This window comes from Streptomyces sp. NPDC056161 (genome assembly GCF_042268025.1).
In the GTDB taxonomy this organism is placed as follows: Bacteria; Actinomycetota; Actinomycetes; order Streptomycetales; family Streptomycetaceae; genus Streptomyces.
In genome coordinates, this window is the sequence record NZ_JBHJUV010000075.1 from 1 (window position 1) to 20447 (window position 20447).

The following is a 20447-nucleotide window of genomic DNA, read 5'->3' on the forward strand; positions in this document are numbered from 1 at the left end:
GCTGCCAGGAGGGCAACCCGGTCCCTTCCAGGCGGAGTTCGACGACACCCTCGGCGGGAGCGGCGGGCCGGCCCGTCGGGGGCGACGGATCCGGTCACGAGGGCTGCGCCGACGCGGAGGGCTCGGAGGCCGGCTCCGGCTCGTTGACCCGCCGCCTGCGCCGCCGCTTCAGCAGCGCCCACGGTCCCCGGGGGCCCGTCGGCATCGCCGCCGTGACCTCCGTACCTCCCTCGGACGCCGCCTCCGCCGCCGCCCGCGCGACCGGCAGGAAGCCCTCGTGCCGCGACACGTCCGGACGTTCCTCGTCCGCCGGCCACAGGCCCAGGACCGCGCACACCGTCGGCAGCACCGCCATCGCCGCCGTCGCGTACCCCTCGGCCGAGGGGTGGTAGTTGTCGGGGCCGAACAGCTCGCGCGGGTTCGCCGCGAACTCGGGGCCCAGCAGGTCGCCGAGGGACACCGTGCGGCCCCCCTGCTCCACCGCCCCGATCGTCTGGGCCGCCGCCAGTTGCCGTGAGGCCCGGCGGGCCAGCCAGCGCAGCGGCTGCTGCACCGGCTCGATGGTGCCCAGGTCGGGACAGGTGCCCACGACGACCTCGGCGCCGGCCGTACGCAGCCGCCGGACCGCCGCCGACAGATGCCGCACCGAGCGGGTCGGCGGCATCCGGTGGGTCACGTCGTTCGCGCCGATCATGATGACGCAGACGTCCGGCACCGGGTCGCCCCCGGACGTCACCTGCGCCACCTGACGGTCCAGGTCGTCCGACTGCGCGCCCGGCAGGGCGACGTTCCGCAACTCCACCGGGCGCTCCGCCACCGCCGCCAGACCGGAGGCGAGCAGCGCGCCCGGCGTCTGACCCGCCCGGTGCACGCCCTGGCCCGCCGCCGTGGAGTCGCCGAGCATGATCAGCCGCAGTGGTGGTTCGCCGGGGACGGCGTAGGCCCGGCCGTACAGCCCCTCCGCCGACGGGACCCGGTCGGCCGTGCCGTTGCCGACATGGCGCTTGGCCAACTGCACCTCGGCCAGCAGCAGACCGACCGCGGCCGCCCCGACCAGCCCGGCCCCGCCGCCCCCGTACGCCGCGCCGGCCGCGATCCGCCGGGCCACCCTCGCTCTCGACATGCTCGTCATACGACGCCGTCACCTCCTCCTTGCCGTTCATCGAGACCTTGCCCCGTACCGCCCGTCGGTCAATCCCAACAGCGAGTGAACGCCCTTCTCGTACGGGCCTGCGGCCTTAGGCTGACGGCACCACGACGACCACTCTTTTTGCAAGCAACCGGAGATAACGGTGCAATTCCACGACTCGATGATCAGCCTCGTCGGCAACACCCCGCTGCTGAGGCTCAACAGCGTGACCAGGGGCCTGAGGGCGACCGTCCTGGCCAAGGTCGAGTACTTCAACCCGGGCGGCAGCGTGAAGGACCGCATCGCCCTGCGCATGATCGAGGCCGCCGAGCAGAGCGGGGAGCTCCAGCCCGGGGGCACGATCGTCGAGCCGACCAGCGGGAACACCGGTGTGGGCCTGGCCATCGTGGCCCAGCAGAAGGGCTACCACTGCATCTTCGTGTGCCCGGACAAGGTGAGCACCGACAAGATCAACGTGCTGCGGGCGTACGGCGCCGAAGTGGTCGTCTGCCCGACCGCCGTGGCACCCGAGCACCCGGACTCGTACTACAACGTCTCCGACCGGCTGGTGCGCGAGACGCCCAAGGCGTGGAAGCCGGACCAGTACTCCAACCCCAACAACCCCCTCTCGCACTATCACTCGACCGGGCCCGAGCTGTGGGAGCAGACCGAGGGCCGGATCACCCACTTCGTGGCGGGCGTCGGCACCGGCGGCACCATCTCCGGCACCGGCCGCTATCTCAAGGACATCAGCGACGGCCGGGTCAAGGTGATCGGCGCCGACCCGGAGGGGTCCGTCTACTCCGGCGGCTCCGGGCGGCCCTACCTGGTCGAGGGCGTCGGTGAGGACTTCTGGCCGACCGCCTACGACCGGACCGTCGCCGACGAGATCGTCGCCGTGTCCGACAAGGACTCCTTCCAGATGACCCGTCGGCTGGCCAAGGAGGAGGGCCTGCTGGTGGGCGGCTCCTGCGGCATGGCGGTGGTGGCCGCGCTGCGGGTCGCCGAGGGGCTCGGCCCCGACGACGTCGTGGTGGTCCTGCTGCCCGACAGCGGGCGCGGCTACCTCAGCAAGATCTTCAACGACGAGTGGATGGCCGACTACGGCTTCCTGGAGGACACCGGTCCCAGCGCCCGCGTCGGCGACGTGCTCAGGGACAAGGTCGGCGGCCACATCCCGTCCCTCGTCCACATGCACCCGGACGAGACCGTCGGGCAGGCCATCGAGGTGCTGCGCGAGTACGGGGTCTCCCAGATGCCGGTGGTGAAGCCGGGCGCCGGGCACCCCGACGTGATGGCCGCCGAGGTGGTGGGCTCGGTGGTGGAGCGGGAACTGCTCGACGCCCTCTTCAGCAACCGGGCCTCGCTGGAGGACCCGCTGGAGAAGCACATGTGCGCCCCGCTGCCCCAGGTCGGTTCGGGTGAGCCGGTCGCCGACCTGATGTCGGTGCTCGAAGCGGCGGACGCGGCGATCGTCCTGGTCGAGGGCAAGCCGACCGGCGTGGTCAGCCGGCAGGACCTGCTGGCCTTCCTCGCCAGGGGCGGAAAGCAGTAGCGAAACTCCGGTGAACGGACCGGGGCGGCGGCGAACTCGCGGTGTCCTGTGCCTTCGGAGCCGTCCCGGAAGGTGTACGAGCGTGTCACGTGCGCGCAGCACCCGCTTAACACGCGTCCGGCACATTGGTGGGTGTCGGCAGGGCGACGGGGGTACCACCTCCCAGGCATTGGGCACTGGGGGAGGCACTCCGCCCCGGCCGGCGCCCGAACGGCGCCCAGGACCTCCGGAGCGGCTCCCGGACCTCCATGGACGCCACGGACGCGCAAGCCCGGCCCTGACCCGGCCCGCGTCCTTCGCGGGGACCGCCGTCGTCCCGCCCCCCGGCAACGGGGGTGCGGCGGTCCCCGCGCGTTACTTTTCCGCCCTGTGTGCGAACGGCCGGGACCCGCCTGCCGCCGTCACTCCTCCCAGTCGCCGCCCCCGGAGCGCGCGCCGTGGCGCAGCCGGCCGAACAGACCCGGCGTGGTGCGGGCCGCCTGGACCACGTTGACGCCGACGATGCCCGCCCAGGCGACGATCAGACCGGGCAGATGGGCGACCCCACCGCCGATCGCCGACAGCGGGACCGCGAGCACCAGCGAGACGATGCCGAAGCCGAACCGCTCCCCCCAGGAGTCGGTCGCCCTCGGGGACCGGGAACCGCGCGCCACCTGCAACTGCTGCTCGGCGAGCTGCCTGCGCACCCGCCGCTCCACCGTGCCGTCGATGCGCTGCTCGACCTTTTCCAGGAAGGAATCGACCAGCGCGGACTCGTAGTCCTCGCCGAGTTCCCTGCGCGCGTGCAGGGTGGCGTCGAGTTCCTTCTTCAGGTCGGTGTCCTGCGCTTCCATTCCGGTCATACCGCCACGGTAGGGATCGGGCGGGCCGGTCGCACTGGGGCTAGCCCCCCTTTTGCCGCCGGGCCGCCCTTCGCCGGGCCGCCCTTCGCCGGGCCGCCCTTCGCCGGGCCGCCCTTCGCCGGGCGGCCCCTGCCGGGATGCCCTCCGGAGTGGCCCTCGCTGGGGTGGCCGGGATGGCCGCGCGGTCGGTGGGCGCGCGGCGGCGTGCGCGGGTGGCGCGTTCCGTGGGGCCGCGGCCCCAGCGCGCGGTCTCAAGGGGCGGTCTCAGGGGGCGGTCTCAAGGGACGGCCTCACGGCAGCAGTGAGACGACCCCGGTGTCGAGGTCGCAGCGGGCCGCCGCGACGTGCGCCGGGTCGAACGCCGGGTCCGCGCGGATGGCGTCCCGCACCCAGGCGGTGTGGGCGCGCATGGTCTGCTCGGCCCAGTCGCCGGGCGCCGACCGGGTCCGGCGGGCCGCGGGGGTGATCTCGTCGACCAGCAGCCGCAGGTGCCCCGGTACCGGTGCGCCCGTCCGCAGGTGCTCCAGGGTGGCGGCGATGGCACCGCAGCGCTCGTGCCCGAGCACCAGGACCAGGGGGATGTGCAGTTCCTCCACGCCGTACTGCACGGAGGCGAGCACCGCCTCGTCGAGCACCTGGCCGGCGGTCCGTGTGCACAGCAGGTCGCCGAGCCCCTGGTCGAAGACCAGCTCGGGCGGTACGCGGGAGTCGATGCAGCCGACGACCACCGCGATGGGGTGCTGCTCGGCCGCCAGCACCCGGCGTCGTCGCCGGCCCTCGCGCGGGTGGCGGGGACGGCCGGTGGCGTACCGCCGGTTGCCCGCGAGCAGTTCGTCCAGGGCGGTCGGCGCGGTCGGCGCGGTGGGCGGGGTGGGCGGGGGAGGAGACAGGGGGCCGGGCGTGGCCGCCGCCGCTGTCGCGGAGGCGGCGGCCAGCGCGCCGACGGCGGTGGCCGTCAGGAAGGCCCTGCGGTTCGGGACCATGACGCTTCCTCAGAGATCGTGCTTGCAGCGCTTGCTCACGGTATGCATGCGTGCAATGACTCTGAGTGGTCGTTTAAGGTTCCTTGGCCGACTCGTCGGTGCATCGTCGCCACCGCGATACCGCCTCTTGACCGGTCACCGGCGCGGACGCCTTCCGCTCCGGCGTACGGGCCGCGCGGCGCCGCGCGGCGGGCCGGGTCGGGGCGCCGGATCGCTTCCGGGCCTCCGCCGGACCGTGCCGCCGCGCCCCCTCCGACATCTTGGGCGAGGAGCCCCTTGCCCGGCTGTATAACATCATGCAGAGTTCTTGATGTCTGAATATGTTGTCGATGCCTCAGCGGCGGTCCGCGGCAACGGACGGCCGAAGGCCGAGATCGACTGTCCTGGTCTGAGGGGAGTCTGAGCGTGATGTCGTCTCGGATCGTCGATGTGCCGGGGGCCGTGCACAGCGGCCTGGTGATCCTCGACGGGGTCGGCCTCGGTGTCGAGGACGTCGTACGCCTCGCCGACGGGACCGCGCGGCCCGTCCCCGGGACCGACGCGATGCGGCGCGCGGAGGAGTCCTGGAACGCGGCCCGGAAGATCGCCGCCACCGGACGCGTCTACGGCCGCTCCACCGGCGTGGGCGCCAACCGCACCGAGGATGTGCCCACCGAGACCGCCGCCGGTCACGGCCTGCGCCTGCTGCGCAGCCACGCGGGCGCCATCGGCGACGAACTCCCGGCCCGGCAGGTACGGGCGATGCTCGCCGTCCGCGCCAACCAACTGCTGGCCGGCGGCGCCGGACTGCGGCCCGGTGTCGTCACCGCGCTGTGCGAGGCGCTGGAGAACGGTGCCCACCCGGTCGTCAACGAGTTCGGTTCGGTCGGCACCGGCGACATAGCCGCACTCGCCCAACTCGGTCTCGCCCTGGCCGGGGAACACCCCTGGCGGGGGCCGGGCGCCCCGGCGCCCCAGCCCCTCGACAACAACGACGCCCTCGCCCTGATCAGCAGCAACGCGCTCACCCTGGGGCAGTCCGCGCTCGCCCTGCACGAACTGCGCGGCCTCATCGCCGCCACCCAGGTCGTCGCCGCGCTCTCCCTGCTCGCGGTCGACGGCTCGCACGAGGCGTACGCCGCCCCCGTGCACGCCGCCCGCCCGCACCGCGGCAGCGTCGAGGTCGCCCGCCGGATGCGGGAGCTGATCGGGGCCGCCGACCGGCCGACACCGCCGCTCGGCCGCATCCAGGACCCGTACGGCTTCCGCTGCCTGCCCCAGATACACGGGCCCGCGCACGACGCGGCGGACTCGCTGGAAGCGGTCCTCGACGTCGAGTTCAACGCCGCCGCCGAGAACCCGCTCATCTCGCCCGCCGACCTGACCGCCTATCACCACGGCGGCTTCTACCAGGCCCAACTCGTCCTCGCCCTGGACCAGTTCAGGCTGGCCCTCACCCAGGTCGCCCGGCTCTCCACCTCCCGGCTGTCCACCCTCAACGAGCCCGCCTACACCCGGCTGCGCCCCTTCCTCGCCGACCCCGAGCCGGCCTCCTCCGGCGTGATGATCCTGGAGTACGCCGCCGGGGCCGCCCTCGGCGATCTGCGGGCCTTCTCCGCACCCGCGTCACTCGGCCACGCTGTACTCTCCCGGGGCGTCGAGGAACAGGCCAGTTTCGCCTCGCTCGCCGCGCGCCAGACACTGCGCGCCTGCCGTGCGTACCGTCTGGTGGTGGGCTGCGAACTCGTCGCCGCCGTACGGGCGTTGCGTCAGCGCGGCCTCAGGCCCGACCCGGACCTGCCGGTGGGCCGGGCGCTGGCGCTCGCCGAACCGGTGCTCGACGAGGACCCGGCCGACCGGCCGCTCACGGACGACGTGACGGCGGCGACCGGCCTGCTCGACCGGTTGACGGACATCTGGAGGGGGAAGGCGTGATGAGCGTGACCGACAGCCCTGCGACCCGTTTGCAGACGCTCTTCGAGGGACACCGGCTCACGCCGACCCAGCGGCGCATCGCGCACAGCATGGTGCGGCGGGCCGCCGACGTGCCGTTCCTGTCCAGCGTGGAACTGGCCGAACTGGCCGGGGTCAGCCAGCCGTCGGTGACCCGCTTCGCCGTCGCCCTCGGCTTCGACGGCTACCCGGCCCTGCGCAGGCACCTGCGGGACGTCGTGCCCGCCGAACCGGCCGTGGACGCGGCGTCGTCCAACGAGTACCAGCAGGCCGTGGAGGCCGAGATCGAGAACCTCCGGCATCTGGCGGAGGTGCTGGCCGACCCGCGGCCGGTGCAGCAGGCGGGCCGGACCCTGGCCGCCTCCCGGCCGCTGCCGGTGCTGGGGCTGCGGGCCGCGGCCTCGCAGGCGTACGGATTCGCGTACTTCGCCGCCAAGGTGCACCCGGACGTACGGCTCCTCAACGAGGGCGGCACCATGATCCACGACCGGATCGACGCGGCCGTCCGGGCGGGGGCGAGCGCGCTGCTGTGCTTCGCGCTGCCGCGGCACCCGCGGGAGGTCGTCGACACCCTGGCGCATGCCAAGGAGGCCGGGCTGACCGTGGTCACCGTCGCCGACTCGGCGTTCGCGCCCGTCGCCCGCCATTCCGACCTGCTGCTGCCCGCCGCCGTCGGCACCGGGCTCGCCTTCGACACCGTGTGCGCGCCGATGCTGCTGGGGCGGGTGCTGCTGGAAGCGATGTGCGACGACCTGCCGGACGCCCAGGCCCGGCTGGAGGAGTTCGACACCAGGGCCGCGGCGCGCGGGCTGTTCGTGGAGTGAGCCGGGGACGGCGGTCGGCGGCTGGGGGCGGTGACCAGGGGGGGACCGGGGATGGCGGCTGGGGACGGTGACCGGGGATGGCGGCTGGGGGCGGTGACCAGGGGCGGTGACGGGCGCCGGTGACCGGGGGCGGGGTGACCGGGCGCGGGGCCGTCGGAGTGGTGCGGCGCGGGGTGACCGGGCGCTCTCAGACTTGTCTCACGTTGCGGCGTTAACGTGCCTGCTCGCAGTCGAAGGAGCCGGGCGACGGGAGGTCGGACGTGGCACGCGGAGGACGCGGAGGACAGGGACTGGCCCGGGTGGCCGTCGTCATGCGGGCCGGAGCGGCGCCGCTGTGGTGGCTCGGGGTGTTCGCGGCGGGCATCGGAGTGTTCCTGCCCGGGATGACGGGACGCAGGATCGGCGTCATGGGCGGGGCCGCGCTGTTCATCGTCGGCGCCGCCGTCGTGGCCTGCACCCGGCGGAGGCGCTACACGGCCCTCGCCGGTGCCGCGGCCCGCGCGGGCAAGCACGATGTGCTCCAGGACCGGGCGGTGACGGTCCGCAACTGGCGTCGCGGCCACCGCTGGTGGCTGCTGCTCGCCTTCGTCGTCGCGCTCGGCAGCTCTCTCGCCGTGCCCGCCGCGGGCGGCATGCTGCTGGCCGGTACCGGCACCGGGCTGCGGCTCAAGGCCGCCTGGCTCGGACGGCGCGAGCGGTCCGGGGACGCGCTGCTGTGGGTGCGCGTCGACTGGCTCGACCGGCGCGCCGGCCGTCCGGCGGGCAAGGCGGTCCGGGCGTACCGCGGCACGGGCATCGCGGCGGGCGACGCGGCCCCGGGCGGATCCCGCCGCCACACCGCGGCACTCGTCTGACCCGGGCGAGGACGGTCGGGCGAGGACGGTCGGGCGGGGCACAGGCCGGGCGAGAGTAGGGCCTGGCGGGGGCGCGACCGAGGGCGTGAGCGGGGGCGCGGGCGAGGACGGTGGCTCGGATGACGGCCCGGCCCGGCGCCGTGCCCGTCCGGTGAGACGGCGGCCGACGCTGCCCGCCCCGGTGGCCGGTCCGGACCGGTTCCCTCGGTCCGGGATGCCGGGATGCCGGGATGCCGGGCGAGCGGCAGCGGTGTGGGCACGGCCTGCGGCTGGGCGGACCGGCCGCGTCACACCCCGGGTCGTGTCACGGGCGCTCGGGCGGCCGGAGGTCGGTGAGCGCGGCGGCGTGCGCCCCGCCGGAGTCGGCCACGACCTCCTCGACCGTCTGCGGCGAACGCACCGTCGCGAAGGCCACCACGTCCGAGCCGTCCGGGCCGTCCGCCACGAAGCCGTACACCCCCGGCCGGGTCAGGGAGTTGTACGAGTAGTGGTGGGCGAAGTAGTACGCCCCCGTGTCCAGCGCCGCCGCGTAGTCCCCCTGGTCGAGCAGGGGCAGCGTGCGGCCCTCGGCCAGCAGGTCGCCGGAGAAGCAGGCCGGTCCCGCCACGTCCTGCACCACCCCGGGCCCGGACTTGGGCCGCCCCTCGGCGTCGTAGGAGGCGATCCTGAGCGGCCACGCCGCCGGCGCGTAGACCGTGCGCGTCGCCACCTGCACGCCCGCGTGCGTCACCGCGACCCGCCGTCCGCCGGCGTTCTTGGCGTACTCCACCCGCGCCACCACGGTGCCGTGCTTGGCCAGCAGGGACCGCCCGAACTCGGTGACCAGCCCGTACCGTCCGTCGAACAGCCCCGGCACGGCCTCCCGCAGCACGCGCGCGTACTGCGCGTACGTCGGTGTCATCGCGTCCGAGTCGAAGTTCACCGGCAGACCGCCGCCGATGTCGACGGTGTCGATCTGCCGCCGCCCGACCCGCGCGTTGATCTCCTCGGCGAGCGCGTACGTCTCCGCCACGCCCCGTGCCAGCAGCGCCAGCGGAATGCCCTGCGAGCCGGTGTGCGCATGCAGCCGGGTCAGCCACGGGCGGTCCAGGAAGGCCCGTATGACCCACTCCCGCGCGCCCTCGTCGCGCAGCGCCACCCCGAACTTCGAGGTCGCCGTCGCCGTCGAGGTGGCCCCGATGGAACCGCCGCCGATCTGCGGATTGACCCGGATGCCCACCGGGGATCCGACCGGGGCCGCGGAGCCCGAGGCGCCGTTCGGGCCGTGCTGGTGCACGAGGGCGTCGATGCGGTCCAGCTCCTGCGGGTTGTCCGCGTTGACCGCGATGCCCAGCGCCAGCGCCTCACGCAACTCGTCCGGTGTCTTGGCGGGCGAGTCGAGCACGATGCGCCGGGGCGGCACCCCGGCCGTCCGCGCCAGCGCCAGCTCCCCCGGGCTGGCCACCTCCGCGCCGATGCCCTCGCCGTCCAGCAGTCGCACCACCGCGACCAGCGGGGTCGCCTTCACGGCGAAGGCGTGCAGCACCGGCGTCCCGGGGGCCACCACCGCGTCGAACGCCGCCCGCAGCGCGGCCGCCGAGTCCCGGATGCCGGTGACGTCCAGCAGCCCGACGACGGGGGCCGCGGGCCCGACCAGCCCTTGCGCCACGGCGGCCCGCACCGCCCGGTCCCGCCGGGCGGCCCGCTCGGCACCGCCCCGCCCGGCACCGTCCATCTGCGGATCCTCCCCGTACCGCCCGTCCCCGTACCGCCCGTCCCCGTGCTCCTCGCCGTACGTGCCCTCGCGGGACCCGCCGGACGCCCCGCCCGTGTGTCTGTCTTCGCCGGTGTCCACGGCGCCCACCGTCCAGTCGTTGCCTGAGCTCATGCATCCAGCCAAACATCCGTGACGCGCCCGTGGCGGCCCGCCCCTGTATTGACTAGCCCTATTCAGCAGGCAAGGATGTGAATAGAGGTGTTAACAGGCGGTAGGAACCCGCCGGGACCAACCCGCTAGGAGGCAGACCATGTCAGGACCTCGCGCCGTACGAGCGCCGCGCGGTACGGAACTGAGCGCCCTGGGATGGCAGCAGGAGGCCGCCCTGCGGATGCTGCAGAACAACCTGGACCCCGAGGTCGCCGAGCACCCCGACAAGCTCGTCGTCTACGGCGGCACCGGCAAGGCCGCCCGCGACTGGCGCTCCTTCGACGCCATGGTCCGCACGCTGAGGACCCTCAAGCAGGACGAGACCATGCTGGTCCAGTCCGGCCGGCCGGTCGGCGTCATGCAGACCCACGAGTGGGCCCCGCGCGTCCTGATCGCCAACTCCAACCTCGTCGGCGACTGGGCCAACTGGGAGGAGTTCCGCCGCCTGGAGGCCCTCGGCCTGACCATGTACGGGCAGATGACCGCCGGTTCCTGGATCTACATCGGCACCCAGGGCATCCTCCAGGGCACCTACGAGACCTTCGCCGCGGTCGCCGCGAAGAAGTTCGGCGGCAGCCTCGCCGGGACGATCACCCTGACCGCGGGGCTCGGCGGCATGGGCGGCGCCCAGCCGCTCGCCGTCACCATGAACGACGGCGTCGCGATCTGCGTCGACTGCGACCCGCGCGCCATCGAACGCCGCATCGAGCACCGCTACCTCGACGTCCGGGCCGACTCCCTCGACCACGCCCTGCGGCTGGCCGTCGAGGCGCGCGACGCCCGCCGCCCGCTGTCCATCGGCGTCCTCGGCAACGCGGCCGAACTGGTCCCGCAACTGCTCGCGATGAACGCCCCCATCGACATCGTCACCGACCAGACCTCGGCCCACGACCCGCTGTCGTACCTGCCGCTCGGCGTCGCCTTCGAGGACATGGCCTCCGCCGCCGCCAAGGACCCGGCCGGTTTCACCACCCTCGCCCGCGAGTCCATGGCCCGGCACGTGGAGGCCATGGTCGGCTTCCAGGACGCGGGCGCCGAGGTCTTCGACTACGGCAACTCGATCCGCGGCGAGGCCCAACTCGCGGGCTACGAGCGGGCGTTCGCCTTCCCCGGCTTCGTCCCCGCCTACATCCGCCCGCTGTTCTGCGAGGGCAGGGGACCCTTCCGCTGGGCGGCCCTGTCGGGCGAGGCGTCCGACATCGCCAAGACCGACAAGGCGATCCTGGAGCTGTTCCCCGAGAACGAGTCCCTGGCCCGCTGGATCAAACTGGCCGGTGAGCGCGTCCACTTCCAGGGCCTGCCCGCCCGGATCTGCTGGCTCGGCTACGGCGAGCGCGACAAGGCCGGCGAACGCTTCAACGACATGGTGGCGTCCGGAGAACTGGCGGCCCCCCTCGCCATCGGCCGCGACCACCTCGACTGCGGCTCCGTCGCCTCCCCGTACCGCGAGACGGAGGCCATGCTCGACGGCTCCGACGCGATCGCCGACTGGCCGCTGCTGAACGCCATGGTCAACGTGGCCTCCGGCGCCTCCTGGGTGTCCATCCACCACGGCGGCGGCGTCGGCATGGGCCGCTCCATCCACGCCGGCCAGGTGACGGTGGCCGACGGCACGAAGCTCGGCGGCGAGAAGATCCGCCGGGTGCTCACCAACGACCCGGGCATGGGCGTCATCCGGCACGTGGACGCGGGCTACGACAGCGCGGAGTCGGTGGCGGGCGAGCGCGGGGTACGGGTGCCGATGCGCGAGGGTGACGACGCGTGAGCGGGGATCCGGGCGGGCACGGCGGCTCTCCCGTGGGGGCCGACGCCTCGGCGTCGACCGCGGGTCCGGCGGCGTCACCGGCCATGGGTCCGGCGCCTTCGCCGTCGGCCAGGGGCTCGGCCGTGCCCACCCTCCCCCGAGAAACTGAGGGTGGCCCGGATTCAGGGGGGACATCCGCCCCGCGCGGGACGGCCCCGCCCTCCTTCCAGGAGATGTGGGCCGAACTGCTACCCATCGGGCGGCACCCCGGCACCGGTGGCTACCGCCGCCACGCCTGGACCGCGGCCGACGCCGAGTGCCGGGCCTGGTTCCGTGCGCAGGCCGAGACCCGCGGGCTCACCCACGAGGTCGACCGCAACGGCAACCAGTGGGCCTGGCTGGGGGACCCGGCCGCGTCGGACGCCGTGGTCACCGGCTCCCACCTCGACTCCGTGCCCGACGGCGGCGCCTTCGACGGACCCCTCGGCGTGGTGTCCGCGTTCGCCGCCCTCGACGAACTGCGCCGCAGGGGAACGCGGTTCACCAGACCGCTCGCCATCGTGAACTTCGGCGACGAGGAGGGCGCCCGGTTCGGGCTCGCCTGTGTCGGCTCGCGGCTGACCGCCGGACAGCTCACCGTCGAGCAGGCACACCGGCTGACCGACGGCGACGGCATCACCCTGCCCCGGGCCATGGCCGCCGCCGGACACGACCCCGACGCCATCGGCCCGGACCACGAACGGCTGGCCCGGATCGGCGCGTTCGTGGAACTCCACGTCGAGCAGGGCCGGGCGCTCGACCTGTCCGGTGACCCGGTCGGCCTCGCCAGTGCCATCTGGCCGCACGGGCGGTGGCGGTTCGACTTCCGCGGCGAGGCCAACCACGCCGGCACCACCCGGCTGGCGGACCGGCGGGACCCGATGCTGCCGTACGCCGAGACCGTGCTCGCCGCCCGCCGCGAGGCACGGCTGGCCGGCGCCGTCGCCACCTTCGGCAAGATCGCCGTCGAACCGAACGGGGTCAACGCCATCCCCTCCCTGGTGCGCGGCTGGCTCGACTCCCGTGCCGCCGACCAGACGGCCCTCGACACGGTCGTCACGGGCGTGGAGCAGGCCGCCCGCGACCACGCCGCCGCCCACGGCGTCGACTTCGACATCGTCCGCGAGTCCTTCACGCCCGTCGTCGAGTTCGACCACGCCCTGCGCGACGAACTCGCCCGCATCCTGGGTACGGAGACGGAGCTGAAGGTGCCCGTCCTCGGCACCGGCGCCGGACACGACGCGGGAATCCTGTCCGGAAGCGTCCCGACCGCCATGCTGTTCGTGCGCAACCCCACCGGTGTCTCGCACTCCCCGGCCGAGTCCGCCACCGAGGACGACTGCACGGCCGGGGTGACCGCGCTCGCCGACGTACTGGAAGGGCTGGTCCGCAGGTGACGCCGACGCAGCAACCGCAGTCCGGGCAGGCCCACCACCCCCGGACCTACTGGCTGGAGCACGCCTGGCTCGACACCCACGTCGAGCCGGGGGTGGCCGTGGACGTGCGGGACGGGCGGATCGCCGCCGTCCGCACCGGCGTCCCCGCCCCGCCGCCCGGCGCCGAGATCCTGCGCGGCCTCACCCTCCCCGGGCTGGCCAACGCCCACAGCCACGCCTTCCACCGCGCCCTGCGCGGCACCGTCCAGGTCGGCTCCGGCACCTTCTGGACCTGGCGCGAGGTCATGTACTCCGTCGCCGACAAGCTGACCCCGGACACCTACCACGCGCTGGCCCGCGCCGTGTACGCGGAGATGGCGCTGGCGGGCGTCACCGCGGTCGGCGAGTTCCACTACGTGCACCACGCGCCCGGCGGCACCCCCTACGCCGACCCGAACGCCATGGGCGAGGCGCTCATCGCCGCCGCCGCCGAAGCCGGGATCCGCATCACCCTCCTCGACACCTGTTATCTCTCCGCCGGCTTCGGCAGCCCGCCCGACACCCACCAGCGCCGCTTCTCCGACGGCACCGCCGAAGCCTGGGCCGCACGCTGTTCAGTTCTCAAGGAGCGGGATCACGCACGGATCGGAGCCGCCGTCCACTCCGTACGGGCCGTGCCCGCGGGGCAGTTGGCGACGGTGGCGCGCTGGGCTCAGGAACGGGGGGCCCCGCTCCATGTGCACCTGTCCGAGCAGACCGCCGAGAACGAGGCCAGCCTCCAGGCGCACGGCTGCACCCCCACCCGGCTCCTCGCCGACCACGGCGTCCTCGGCCCGCGCACCACCGGCGTGCACAACACCCATGTCACCGGCGAGGACATCGCCCTGCTCGGCGGCTTCGGCACCGGCACCTGCATGTGCCCGACGACCGAGCGGGACCTGGCGGACGGCATCGGCCCCGCGGCGGCCCTGCAACGCGCGGGCTCCCCGCTCAGCCTCGGCTCCGACAGCCATGCCGTCGTCGACCTGCTCGAAGAGGCGCGCGCCATGGAGTTGAACGAGCGCCTGCGCACCCGCACCCGGGGCCACTGGACGGCCGCCGCCCTGCTGCGGGCCGCCACCGCCGACGGGCACGCCGCGCTCGGCTGGGACGAGGCGGGCACCATCGAGGCCGGCGCGCTCGCCGACCTCACGACGATCGCGCTCGACTCGGTCAGGACCGCGGGGCCGCTGCCCAGGCTCGGTGCCGAGACCGCCGTATTCGCCGGGAGCGCGGCGGATGTGCGGCACACGGTCGTCGCGGGACGGCACGTCGTGCGCGACGGGGCGCACACGCTCGTCCCCGATGTCCCGCGGGCGCTGGCGGCGGCGGTGGAAGCGCTGCGCGCCTGACGCCCCCGCCCCGCCCGCCCCGTCCGCTCGCCGACCGGACAACTGCCAAGGACGCCGCCGAGGACCTTCTGAAGACCCCCGCCGAGGACCTGCCGCAGGCCGCCCCCGCCGAGGACCTTCTCCAGGACCCCGCCCAGGACCCCACCAAGGACGCCATGAGCAGCACCGTCATCACCGACATCGCCACGCTGGTCACCAACGACCCCTCCCTCGGACGCGGATCCCCCCTCGGTCTGGTCCAGGACGCGGCCGTCGTCATCGACGGCGACCGGATCGTCTGGACCGGTGAATCCAGCAAAGCACCCGCCACTGACAATCGGGTCTCCGCCGACGGCCGGGCGGTGCTGCCGGGCTTCGTCGACTCCCACTCGCACCTGGTCTTCGCGGGCGACCGCACCGCCGAGTTCAACGCCCGCATGTCCGGCCGCCCCTACCAGGCGGGCGGCATCCGCACCACGGTGGCGGCCACCCGCGCCGCCACGGACGGGGAACTGGAGGCGAACCTCACCCGTTACCTGTCCGAGGCGCTGCGGCAGGGCACGACGACGTTCGAGACCAAGTCCGGGTACGGCCTGACGGTCGCCGACGAGGCACGGGCGCTGCGCATCGCCGCCGCCCACACCGACGAGGTCACCTACCTCGGCGCGCACATCGTGCCGCCGGACCACGCCGCCGACCCGGCCGGATACGTCGCGCTGGTCACCGGCGAGATGCTGGACGCCTGCGCGCCGTACGCCCGTTGGATCGACGTCTTCTGCGAGCGGGGCGCCTTCGACGGCGACCAGGCCCGCGCGATCCTCACCGCGGGCCGGGCGAAGGGGCTGCACCCGCGCATCCACGCGAACCAGCTCTCGTACGGCCCCGGCGTCCGGCTGGCCGTCGAGCTGGACGCGGCGAGCGCGGACCACTGCACCCACCTCACGGACGCGGACGTCGACGCCCTCGCGAGCGGCCGTACGGTCGCCACGCTGCTGCCCGGCGCCGAGTTCTCCACGCGCGCCGAGTGGCCCGACGCCCGCCGGCTGCTGGACGCGGGCGTCACGGTGGCGCTGTCCACGGACTGCAACCCCGGTTCGTCCTTCACGTCCTCGGTGCCCTTCTGCGTCGCGCTGGCCGTGCGGGACATGGGCATGACACCGGACGAGGCGGTGTGGTCGGCGACGGCGGGCGGCGCCGCGGCGCTGCGCCGCACCGACATCGGCCGCCTCACCCCCGGCGCCTACGCCGACCTGGTCCTCCTGGACGCCCCGAGCCATGTGCACCTGGCCTACCGGCCGGGCGTACCCCTGGTCACCGGGGTGTGGCGGCGCGGCACCCGAGTCCGCTGAACCGGGACCCGGCCGCGGGCTCCCGGAGCCGTCCGGTGCCCCCACGCGCCAGAAGGCCGGCACGTCCTTGTCGACGTACCGGCCGGCGGGGCGCCCGCAGGGGGCGGGAGGACTGTCGGGAACGGGTGTTGCTTCGGGTGACCCAGGTGGTCCGAGAGGGGTCCGGGCCGTCCGGGCCGTCCGGGCTCCACCGGGAGCCCGTGGCCCGTGGCCCGTGGAGGCTGGGCTCATTCCTCCACTGTCAGGCCGTCGCGCAGCCGGCCGAGCGTCCGTGACAGCAGCCGCGACACGTGCATCTGCGAGATGCCGAGTTCCTCGCCGATCTCCGACTGGGTCAGTCCGGCGACGAAGCGGAGGGAGAGGATCCTGCGGTCCCGCGACGGGAGTTCGGCGATGAGCGGCTTCAGCGACTCGACGTACTCGATGCCTTCGAGACCGTGGTCCTCGTAGCCGATGCGGGCCGCGAGCGCGCCCTCGGCGTCGTCCTCCTCCGGCTGGGCGTCCAGGGAGGAAGCGGTGTACGCGTTCGAGGCCGCCATGCCCTCGACCACCTCGTCACCGGAGATGCCGAGCCGTTCGGCGAGTTCGCCCACCGTCGGTGAGCGGTCCAACTGCTGGGCCAGGTCGTCGCTCGCCCTGGCCAGGTCGAGGCGGAGTTCCTGGAGCCGGCGCGGCACGCGCACGGACCACGAGGTGTCGCGGAAGAAACGCTTGATCTCGCCGATGATGGTCGGCATCGCGAAGGTGGGGAACTCGACGCCGCGGGACAGCTCGAAGCGGTCGATCGCCTTGATCAGGCCGATCGTGCCGACCTGGACGATGTCCTCCATCGGCTCGCTGCGGGAGCGGAAGCGGGAGGCGGCGAACTTGACCAGCGCGAGGTTCAGCTCGACGAGCGTGTTGCGCACGTACGCGTGCTCGTGGGTGCCTTCCTCCAGCGACTCCAGCCGCTCGAAGAGGGTCTTGGACAGGGCCCGCGCGTCGACGGGGCCGATCTCGTCGTACGGGGGGATCTCGGGGAGCCCCGCGATGGGATCCAGCTCTTCCGGTGGGGGTGTCGACGTCGCGGTCGGGGTATGCGATGCGTCGAGCCGGGGTGACATGGTGTCCTCCATCGTTCTCGGCATTGGGCTGCCGAAGCCATGCGTGCACTGCGGTGTGCGGCGCCTCCAAAGCCGGCCGTGTCGTTTGTGTGTCCTCTTAGCCCTACCCGCTTCACCGAGCCCGTGGCAAGTGTCATTTGTTGCTATATGTCCGATTGTGTGGGGTTGTTCGGGTGTCGGAGCGCGTACGGAAGGCGTAGTGTTCGAGGTCACCGTGCGAGCCCCGCAAGCACCTGTGCAGAACGTGAGGGGGCATCGGCGGAGCGTTCAGTCAGCAGCCACGACCTCGGGAGACAGACGGCATGGACCGCGGGACGGTCGGCAGCGCACAGTCGGGCCGGCTTCTGGTGGAGGTGCGGGAAGAGGGCTCCAGCGCGGTGGTGGCCGCGGCAGGTGAGTTGGATCACCACACCGCCGATCTGCTGCGCGAACCGCTCGACGATCTGCATGACAAGGGGTTCTCGCGACTCGTCGTGGACTGCTCTCGGCTGGAGTTCTGCGACTCCACCGGACTCAACGTGCTGCTCGGCGCCCGCCTCAAGGCGGAGGCCGCCGGGGGCGGCGTGCATCTCGCGGCCATGCAGCCGGTGGTCGCCCGAGTGTTCGAGATCACCGGGGCGGAGGCGGTCTTCACCGTGCATGACTCCGTCGAGGCGGCCCTCGCCGACGAGACCGGCTGAGCCCTGCCGCGGGGGTTTCGGGCCGTCCCGGATCGGGGGGTGTTCCACCCGGTCAGCCGGGCAGGAGAGATGCTGGACCGGTCGGCCCCGGGGGTATACGGAACCGATGAACCGCCTGCGTACGACTTTGTATCGACGGGTGCCGACAGGTACCGACCGCTACTGACTGCTGACTGCTCAAACGTGAACTGGTGAATCGGTGAGGTGAAGCGCTGATGAGCACCACCCGGCCTTACCCGCCGGGCGACCGCGGCCCGGAGCCCAGCGGTGCTTCCGGGGCGTCCGAGGGGGGAGCGCCGGGTGACGGCGCGTCCACGGGGGCAGCGGCCGTACCGCCGGAGGGTCCACAGACCCGCCGAATCCGTCTGGACGGAGAGAGCGGTGTCGTGCCGCTCGCCCGTGATTTCACCCGGCAGGCGCTGTACGCGTGGGGTTGGCTGCCCGCCTCCTCCGCCGACCAGCGGGCCGCCGCCGAGGACGTCCTGCTCGTCGTCTCGGAACTGGTCACCAACGCCTGTCTGCACGCCGAGGGCCCCGAGGAACTGTTCCTCGCCCGCGACAACAAGGTGATCCGCATCGAGGTCTCCGACCGCGGCACCGGCCAACCGGCCCCCCGCACCCCGCACCGCGCGGGCCGCCCCGGTGGCCACGGCATGTTCATCGTGCAGCGGCTCTGCCTGGACTGGGGTGTCGTACGGACCCCGGGCCGGTCCGGCAAGAGGGTCTGGGCCGAGCTGGGCGCACCGGCTTGACGGAGGCGGGCGCCGGCGGATCAAGCCGTGCCTCGGTCGTGCCTCGGCCGTGTCGGCAGGGGCGTTCGGCCCCGCACGGGCCCGAGTCCTCGAATGAACCAGGGGCGTCACGGGGGCCGTTGTCGTTCCTGGCAGAGCCGGGCCCGACCTCCTCCGATCACCGGACGGCAAGGTGTCGACGGCAAGGTGTCGACGAGGGGTGCCCGGCACCGACCGGGGCTTCAAGGAGCCCGTGACAGAGGAGGCGACTTGGCCGAGGACGAGGGGTTCGAAACGGCGCGGGAAGCAGAAGCAACGGAGAGGGCGGTCGCAGGGAGGGAGCAGAACGCCCTGGTCACATGGGAATTCGCGCGTGCCCTCGATTACGGCGCGGGCTCGGAACTGGACGGGCCGGCCGAGGACGAGAACGAGACGTGGCGTGCGTACGCACTCCTGAAGAACACGACCGCGGCCCTCGGGAACGAGCTGAGGAACGTGTACGCGGCAGGGTCCCTGGGCGACCAGGCCGCGCAGAACACGGCCGCGGAGGCGTACCGCCAGTCCTTCGACGAGATGGAGGACTGGCGGTACGCCTACATCGCCGCCGCGAACCTTCATGAAGACGTGCGGGGCCAGCGGCTGGACGGCGAACAGACGCGGCAGGAGATCCTCCTGTCGCAGGCTCGGCACCTCGAAGAAGCCGGTCAGCGTGCGGCGGCCGTCTGGCGGCTGCTGCCCCCCGGGACCAGTGGCCGACCCGCAAGGCCGGACAGGAACGCAGCGGCTCGCGCCCCCTGGGGCGGTGGCCGCCGCAACAGCGCCCCCCGCAGGCTCGGCAAGGGCAGGTGAGAGTTCCTCCTCTCCTCCGGGCCACGGGTGCTGGTCAGGACCACGGGTTCGCATCAGGACCAGGAGTCCCCATCACGAACCCGGTCCCTGCCGGCCGCGGCCTTCTGCCTCCGAGGCCCCTGCCTGCCGGCCGCGGCCTCCTGCCTCCAAGGTCCCTGCCTGCCGCGGCCTCCTGCCGTCCGACCCGCCCGAAGCGGCCCCGCCGCCCGACTGACTGTCACTCGCGCCACTCCCTCCACCCGAGCCCTCCCCCGAGCCCTCCCCGAGCCGCCACCCGCGCGTGCCGGATCGTCACAACTCCGGGGCGCACCGTCTCTTCCCTCCTCATCCCCCCGGGCGTACCTTGACGGCCAATCTGATGTGCCGTCAGGAATGGGGTGGACCGTGTCGTACCCGAAGCGAACCGCCACGCTCGCGTCCGCCGCGGCGTTGGCCGGCTCGGTGCTGCTGCTGGCCGCGCCCGCGGCGCGAGCGGATGTCGTCGACGTCAACTACCAGTGCAAGACGCCCATCGGCGACAAGAGCGCGGTGTCGCCCATCGACATCAAGGGCGTCAAGAGCGGCGACGGCTACAAGATCACCATGTCGTGGCAGAAGGGCGTCTCCTCCAGCCCGGTAGAACTGGGCAAGGGCGCCATGAGCCCGAGCGCCACCATCAAGCTCGGCGGTGCCGACAGCGGCACGATGGCGGTGTCCGGCCCGGCCAACGCGGAGGCGATCCCGGCCAACACCCCGATCAAGATCAGCGATCTGAGCGGCACCTACACGCCGAAGAAGTCGGGCAAGGTCACCTTCACGGCGGCCATCCTCACCATCAAGGCGCTCGGTACGACGACGACCTGCACGCCGAGCAACACCCCGAAGCCCTCGCTGACCCTCGACGTCACGGCGGCCGGCGGGTCCTCCGGTGGTTCGTCCGGGGGCTCCTCCTCGGGTTCTTCGGGTTCTTCGGGCTCGTCGGGTTCTTCGGGGTCTTCCCAGGGTGGCGACGCCGGGCAACTCCCGCAGACCGGCCCCGAGGACTCCGCGATCGCCCTCGGCACGCTCGGCGGCACGGTCCTGCTCGCCGGTCTCGGCGGCGTCCTGTGGGTGACGCGGCGGAACCAGACCGTACGCCGCTGACCCCCCGGGCCCGACCCGCTGGAGCCGCCGATGCCGACCGCCGCCCGTGTCCCGCGCTC

17 protein-coding genes are annotated in these 20447 nt (G+C 73.5%); 12 read left to right on the forward strand and 5 right to left on the reverse strand.

What is annotated here, in order from left to right:
* Window positions 1-94: 94 nt before the first annotated feature.
* Window positions 95-1132 carry an SGNH/GDSL hydrolase family protein gene (locus ACFC09_RS40920; RefSeq protein ID WP_376537338.1) on the reverse strand — a complete coding sequence of 346 codons (1038 nt, stop codon included), beginning with the start codon at window positions 1130-1132 and terminating at the stop codon, window positions 95-97.
* 160 nt (window positions 1133-1292) lie between these two features.
* On the opposite strand from ACFC09_RS40920, the gene ACFC09_RS40925 reads away from it, so the two are divergent.
* On the forward strand, window positions 1293-2684 hold the full coding sequence (locus ACFC09_RS40925; protein ID WP_376537340.1) for a cystathionine beta-synthase: 1392 nt from the start codon (window positions 1293-1295) through the stop codon (window positions 2682-2684).
* A gap of 401 nt (window positions 2685-3085) precedes the next feature.
* On the opposite strand, the gene ACFC09_RS40930 is transcribed toward ACFC09_RS40925, so the two are convergent.
* Window positions 3086-3517, reverse strand: coding sequence for a hypothetical protein (locus ACFC09_RS40930; RefSeq protein WP_376537396.1), 432 nt, complete (start codon window positions 3515-3517; stop codon window positions 3086-3088).
* A gap of 299 nt (window positions 3518-3816) precedes the next feature.
* Complete coding sequence (locus tag ACFC09_RS40935; protein ID WP_376537342.1) at window positions 3817-4509, reverse strand: carbonic anhydrase; 693 nt, start codon at window positions 4507-4509, stop codon at window positions 3817-3819.
* Between the two features lie 408 nt (window positions 4510-4917).
* On the opposite strand from ACFC09_RS40935, the gene ACFC09_RS40940 reads away from it, so the two are divergent.
* From ACFC09_RS40940 to ACFC09_RS40950, 3 genes are all read left to right on the forward strand, one after another.
* On the forward strand, window positions 4918-6423 hold the full coding sequence (locus ACFC09_RS40940) for an aromatic amino acid ammonia-lyase (RefSeq protein WP_376537344.1): 1506 nt from the start codon (window positions 4918-4920) through the stop codon (window positions 6421-6423).
* Window positions 6423-7265 (forward strand): MurR/RpiR family transcriptional regulator, encoded by an 843-nt coding sequence (locus ACFC09_RS40945; protein ID WP_376537346.1) that lies wholly within the window; start codon window positions 6423-6425, stop codon window positions 7263-7265. Before ACFC09_RS40940 ends, ACFC09_RS40945 begins: the two co-directional genes overlap by 1 nt.
* A 260-nt stretch (window positions 7266-7525) precedes the next feature.
* On the forward strand, window positions 7526-8119 hold the full coding sequence (locus ACFC09_RS40950; protein ID WP_376537348.1) for a hypothetical protein: 594 nt from the start codon (window positions 7526-7528) through the stop codon (window positions 8117-8119).
* 304 nt (window positions 8120-8423) lie between these two features.
* Here ACFC09_RS40950 and ACFC09_RS40955 read toward each other — a convergent pair whose 3' ends face one another.
* Window positions 8424-9833: a diaminopimelate decarboxylase gene (locus ACFC09_RS40955; protein WP_376537398.1), complete on the reverse strand. Its 1410-nt coding sequence runs from the start codon at window positions 9831-9833 to the stop codon at window positions 8424-8426.
* A gap of 292 nt (window positions 9834-10125) precedes the next feature.
* On the opposite strand from ACFC09_RS40955, the gene hutU reads away from it, so the two are divergent.
* From hutU to hutI, 4 genes are all read left to right on the forward strand, one after another.
* On the forward strand, window positions 10126-11790 hold the full coding sequence (gene hutU, locus ACFC09_RS40960) for a urocanate hydratase (RefSeq protein ID WP_376537350.1): 1665 nt from the start codon (window positions 10126-10128) through the stop codon (window positions 11788-11790).
* 212 nt (window positions 11791-12002) lie between these two features.
* Window positions 12003-13205, forward strand: coding sequence for an allantoate amidohydrolase (locus ACFC09_RS40965; protein ID WP_376537352.1), 1203 nt, complete (start codon window positions 12003-12005; stop codon window positions 13203-13205).
* Entirely contained in the window at window positions 13202-14575 is a 1374-nt protein-coding gene (locus tag ACFC09_RS40970; protein WP_376537354.1) for a formimidoylglutamate deiminase, read from the forward strand. Before ACFC09_RS40965 ends, ACFC09_RS40970 begins: the two co-directional genes overlap by 4 nt.
* Window positions 14576-14730: 155 nt before the next feature.
* A complete protein-coding gene (gene hutI / locus ACFC09_RS40975; RefSeq protein ID WP_376537356.1) occupies window positions 14731-15903 on the forward strand; it encodes an imidazolonepropionase in 1173 nt (390 codons plus the stop codon).
* Between the two features lie 227 nt (window positions 15904-16130).
* Here the strand turns inward: hutI and ACFC09_RS40980 are convergent, their stop codons facing one another.
* Window positions 16131-17006 carry an RNA polymerase sigma factor SigF gene (locus ACFC09_RS40980; protein WP_376537358.1) on the reverse strand — a complete coding sequence of 292 codons (876 nt, stop codon included), beginning with the start codon at window positions 17004-17006 and terminating at the stop codon, window positions 16131-16133.
* A gap of 302 nt (window positions 17007-17308) precedes the next feature.
* On the opposite strand from ACFC09_RS40980, the gene ACFC09_RS40985 reads away from it, so the two are divergent.
* The 4 genes from ACFC09_RS40985 (at window position 17309) to ACFC09_RS41000 (ending at window position 20388) form a co-directional block, all read left to right on the forward strand.
* Window positions 17309-17686 (forward strand): STAS domain-containing protein, encoded by a 378-nt coding sequence (locus ACFC09_RS40985; protein WP_376537360.1) that lies wholly within the window; start codon window positions 17309-17311, stop codon window positions 17684-17686.
* A gap of 215 nt (window positions 17687-17901) precedes the next feature.
* On the forward strand, window positions 17902-18438 hold the full coding sequence (locus tag ACFC09_RS40990; RefSeq protein ID WP_376537362.1) for an ATP-binding protein: 537 nt from the start codon (window positions 17902-17904) through the stop codon (window positions 18436-18438).
* A 249-nt stretch (window positions 18439-18687) separates the two neighbouring features.
* A complete protein-coding gene (locus ACFC09_RS40995) occupies window positions 18688-19266 on the forward strand; it encodes a hypothetical protein (protein WP_376537364.1) in 579 nt (192 codons plus the stop codon).
* Window positions 19267-19650: 384 nt separating this feature from the next.
* Window positions 19651-20388: an LPXTG cell wall anchor domain-containing protein gene (locus tag ACFC09_RS41000; RefSeq protein WP_376537366.1), complete on the forward strand. Its 738-nt coding sequence runs from the start codon at window positions 19651-19653 to the stop codon at window positions 20386-20388.
* Window positions 20389-20447: the final 59 nt, after the last annotated feature.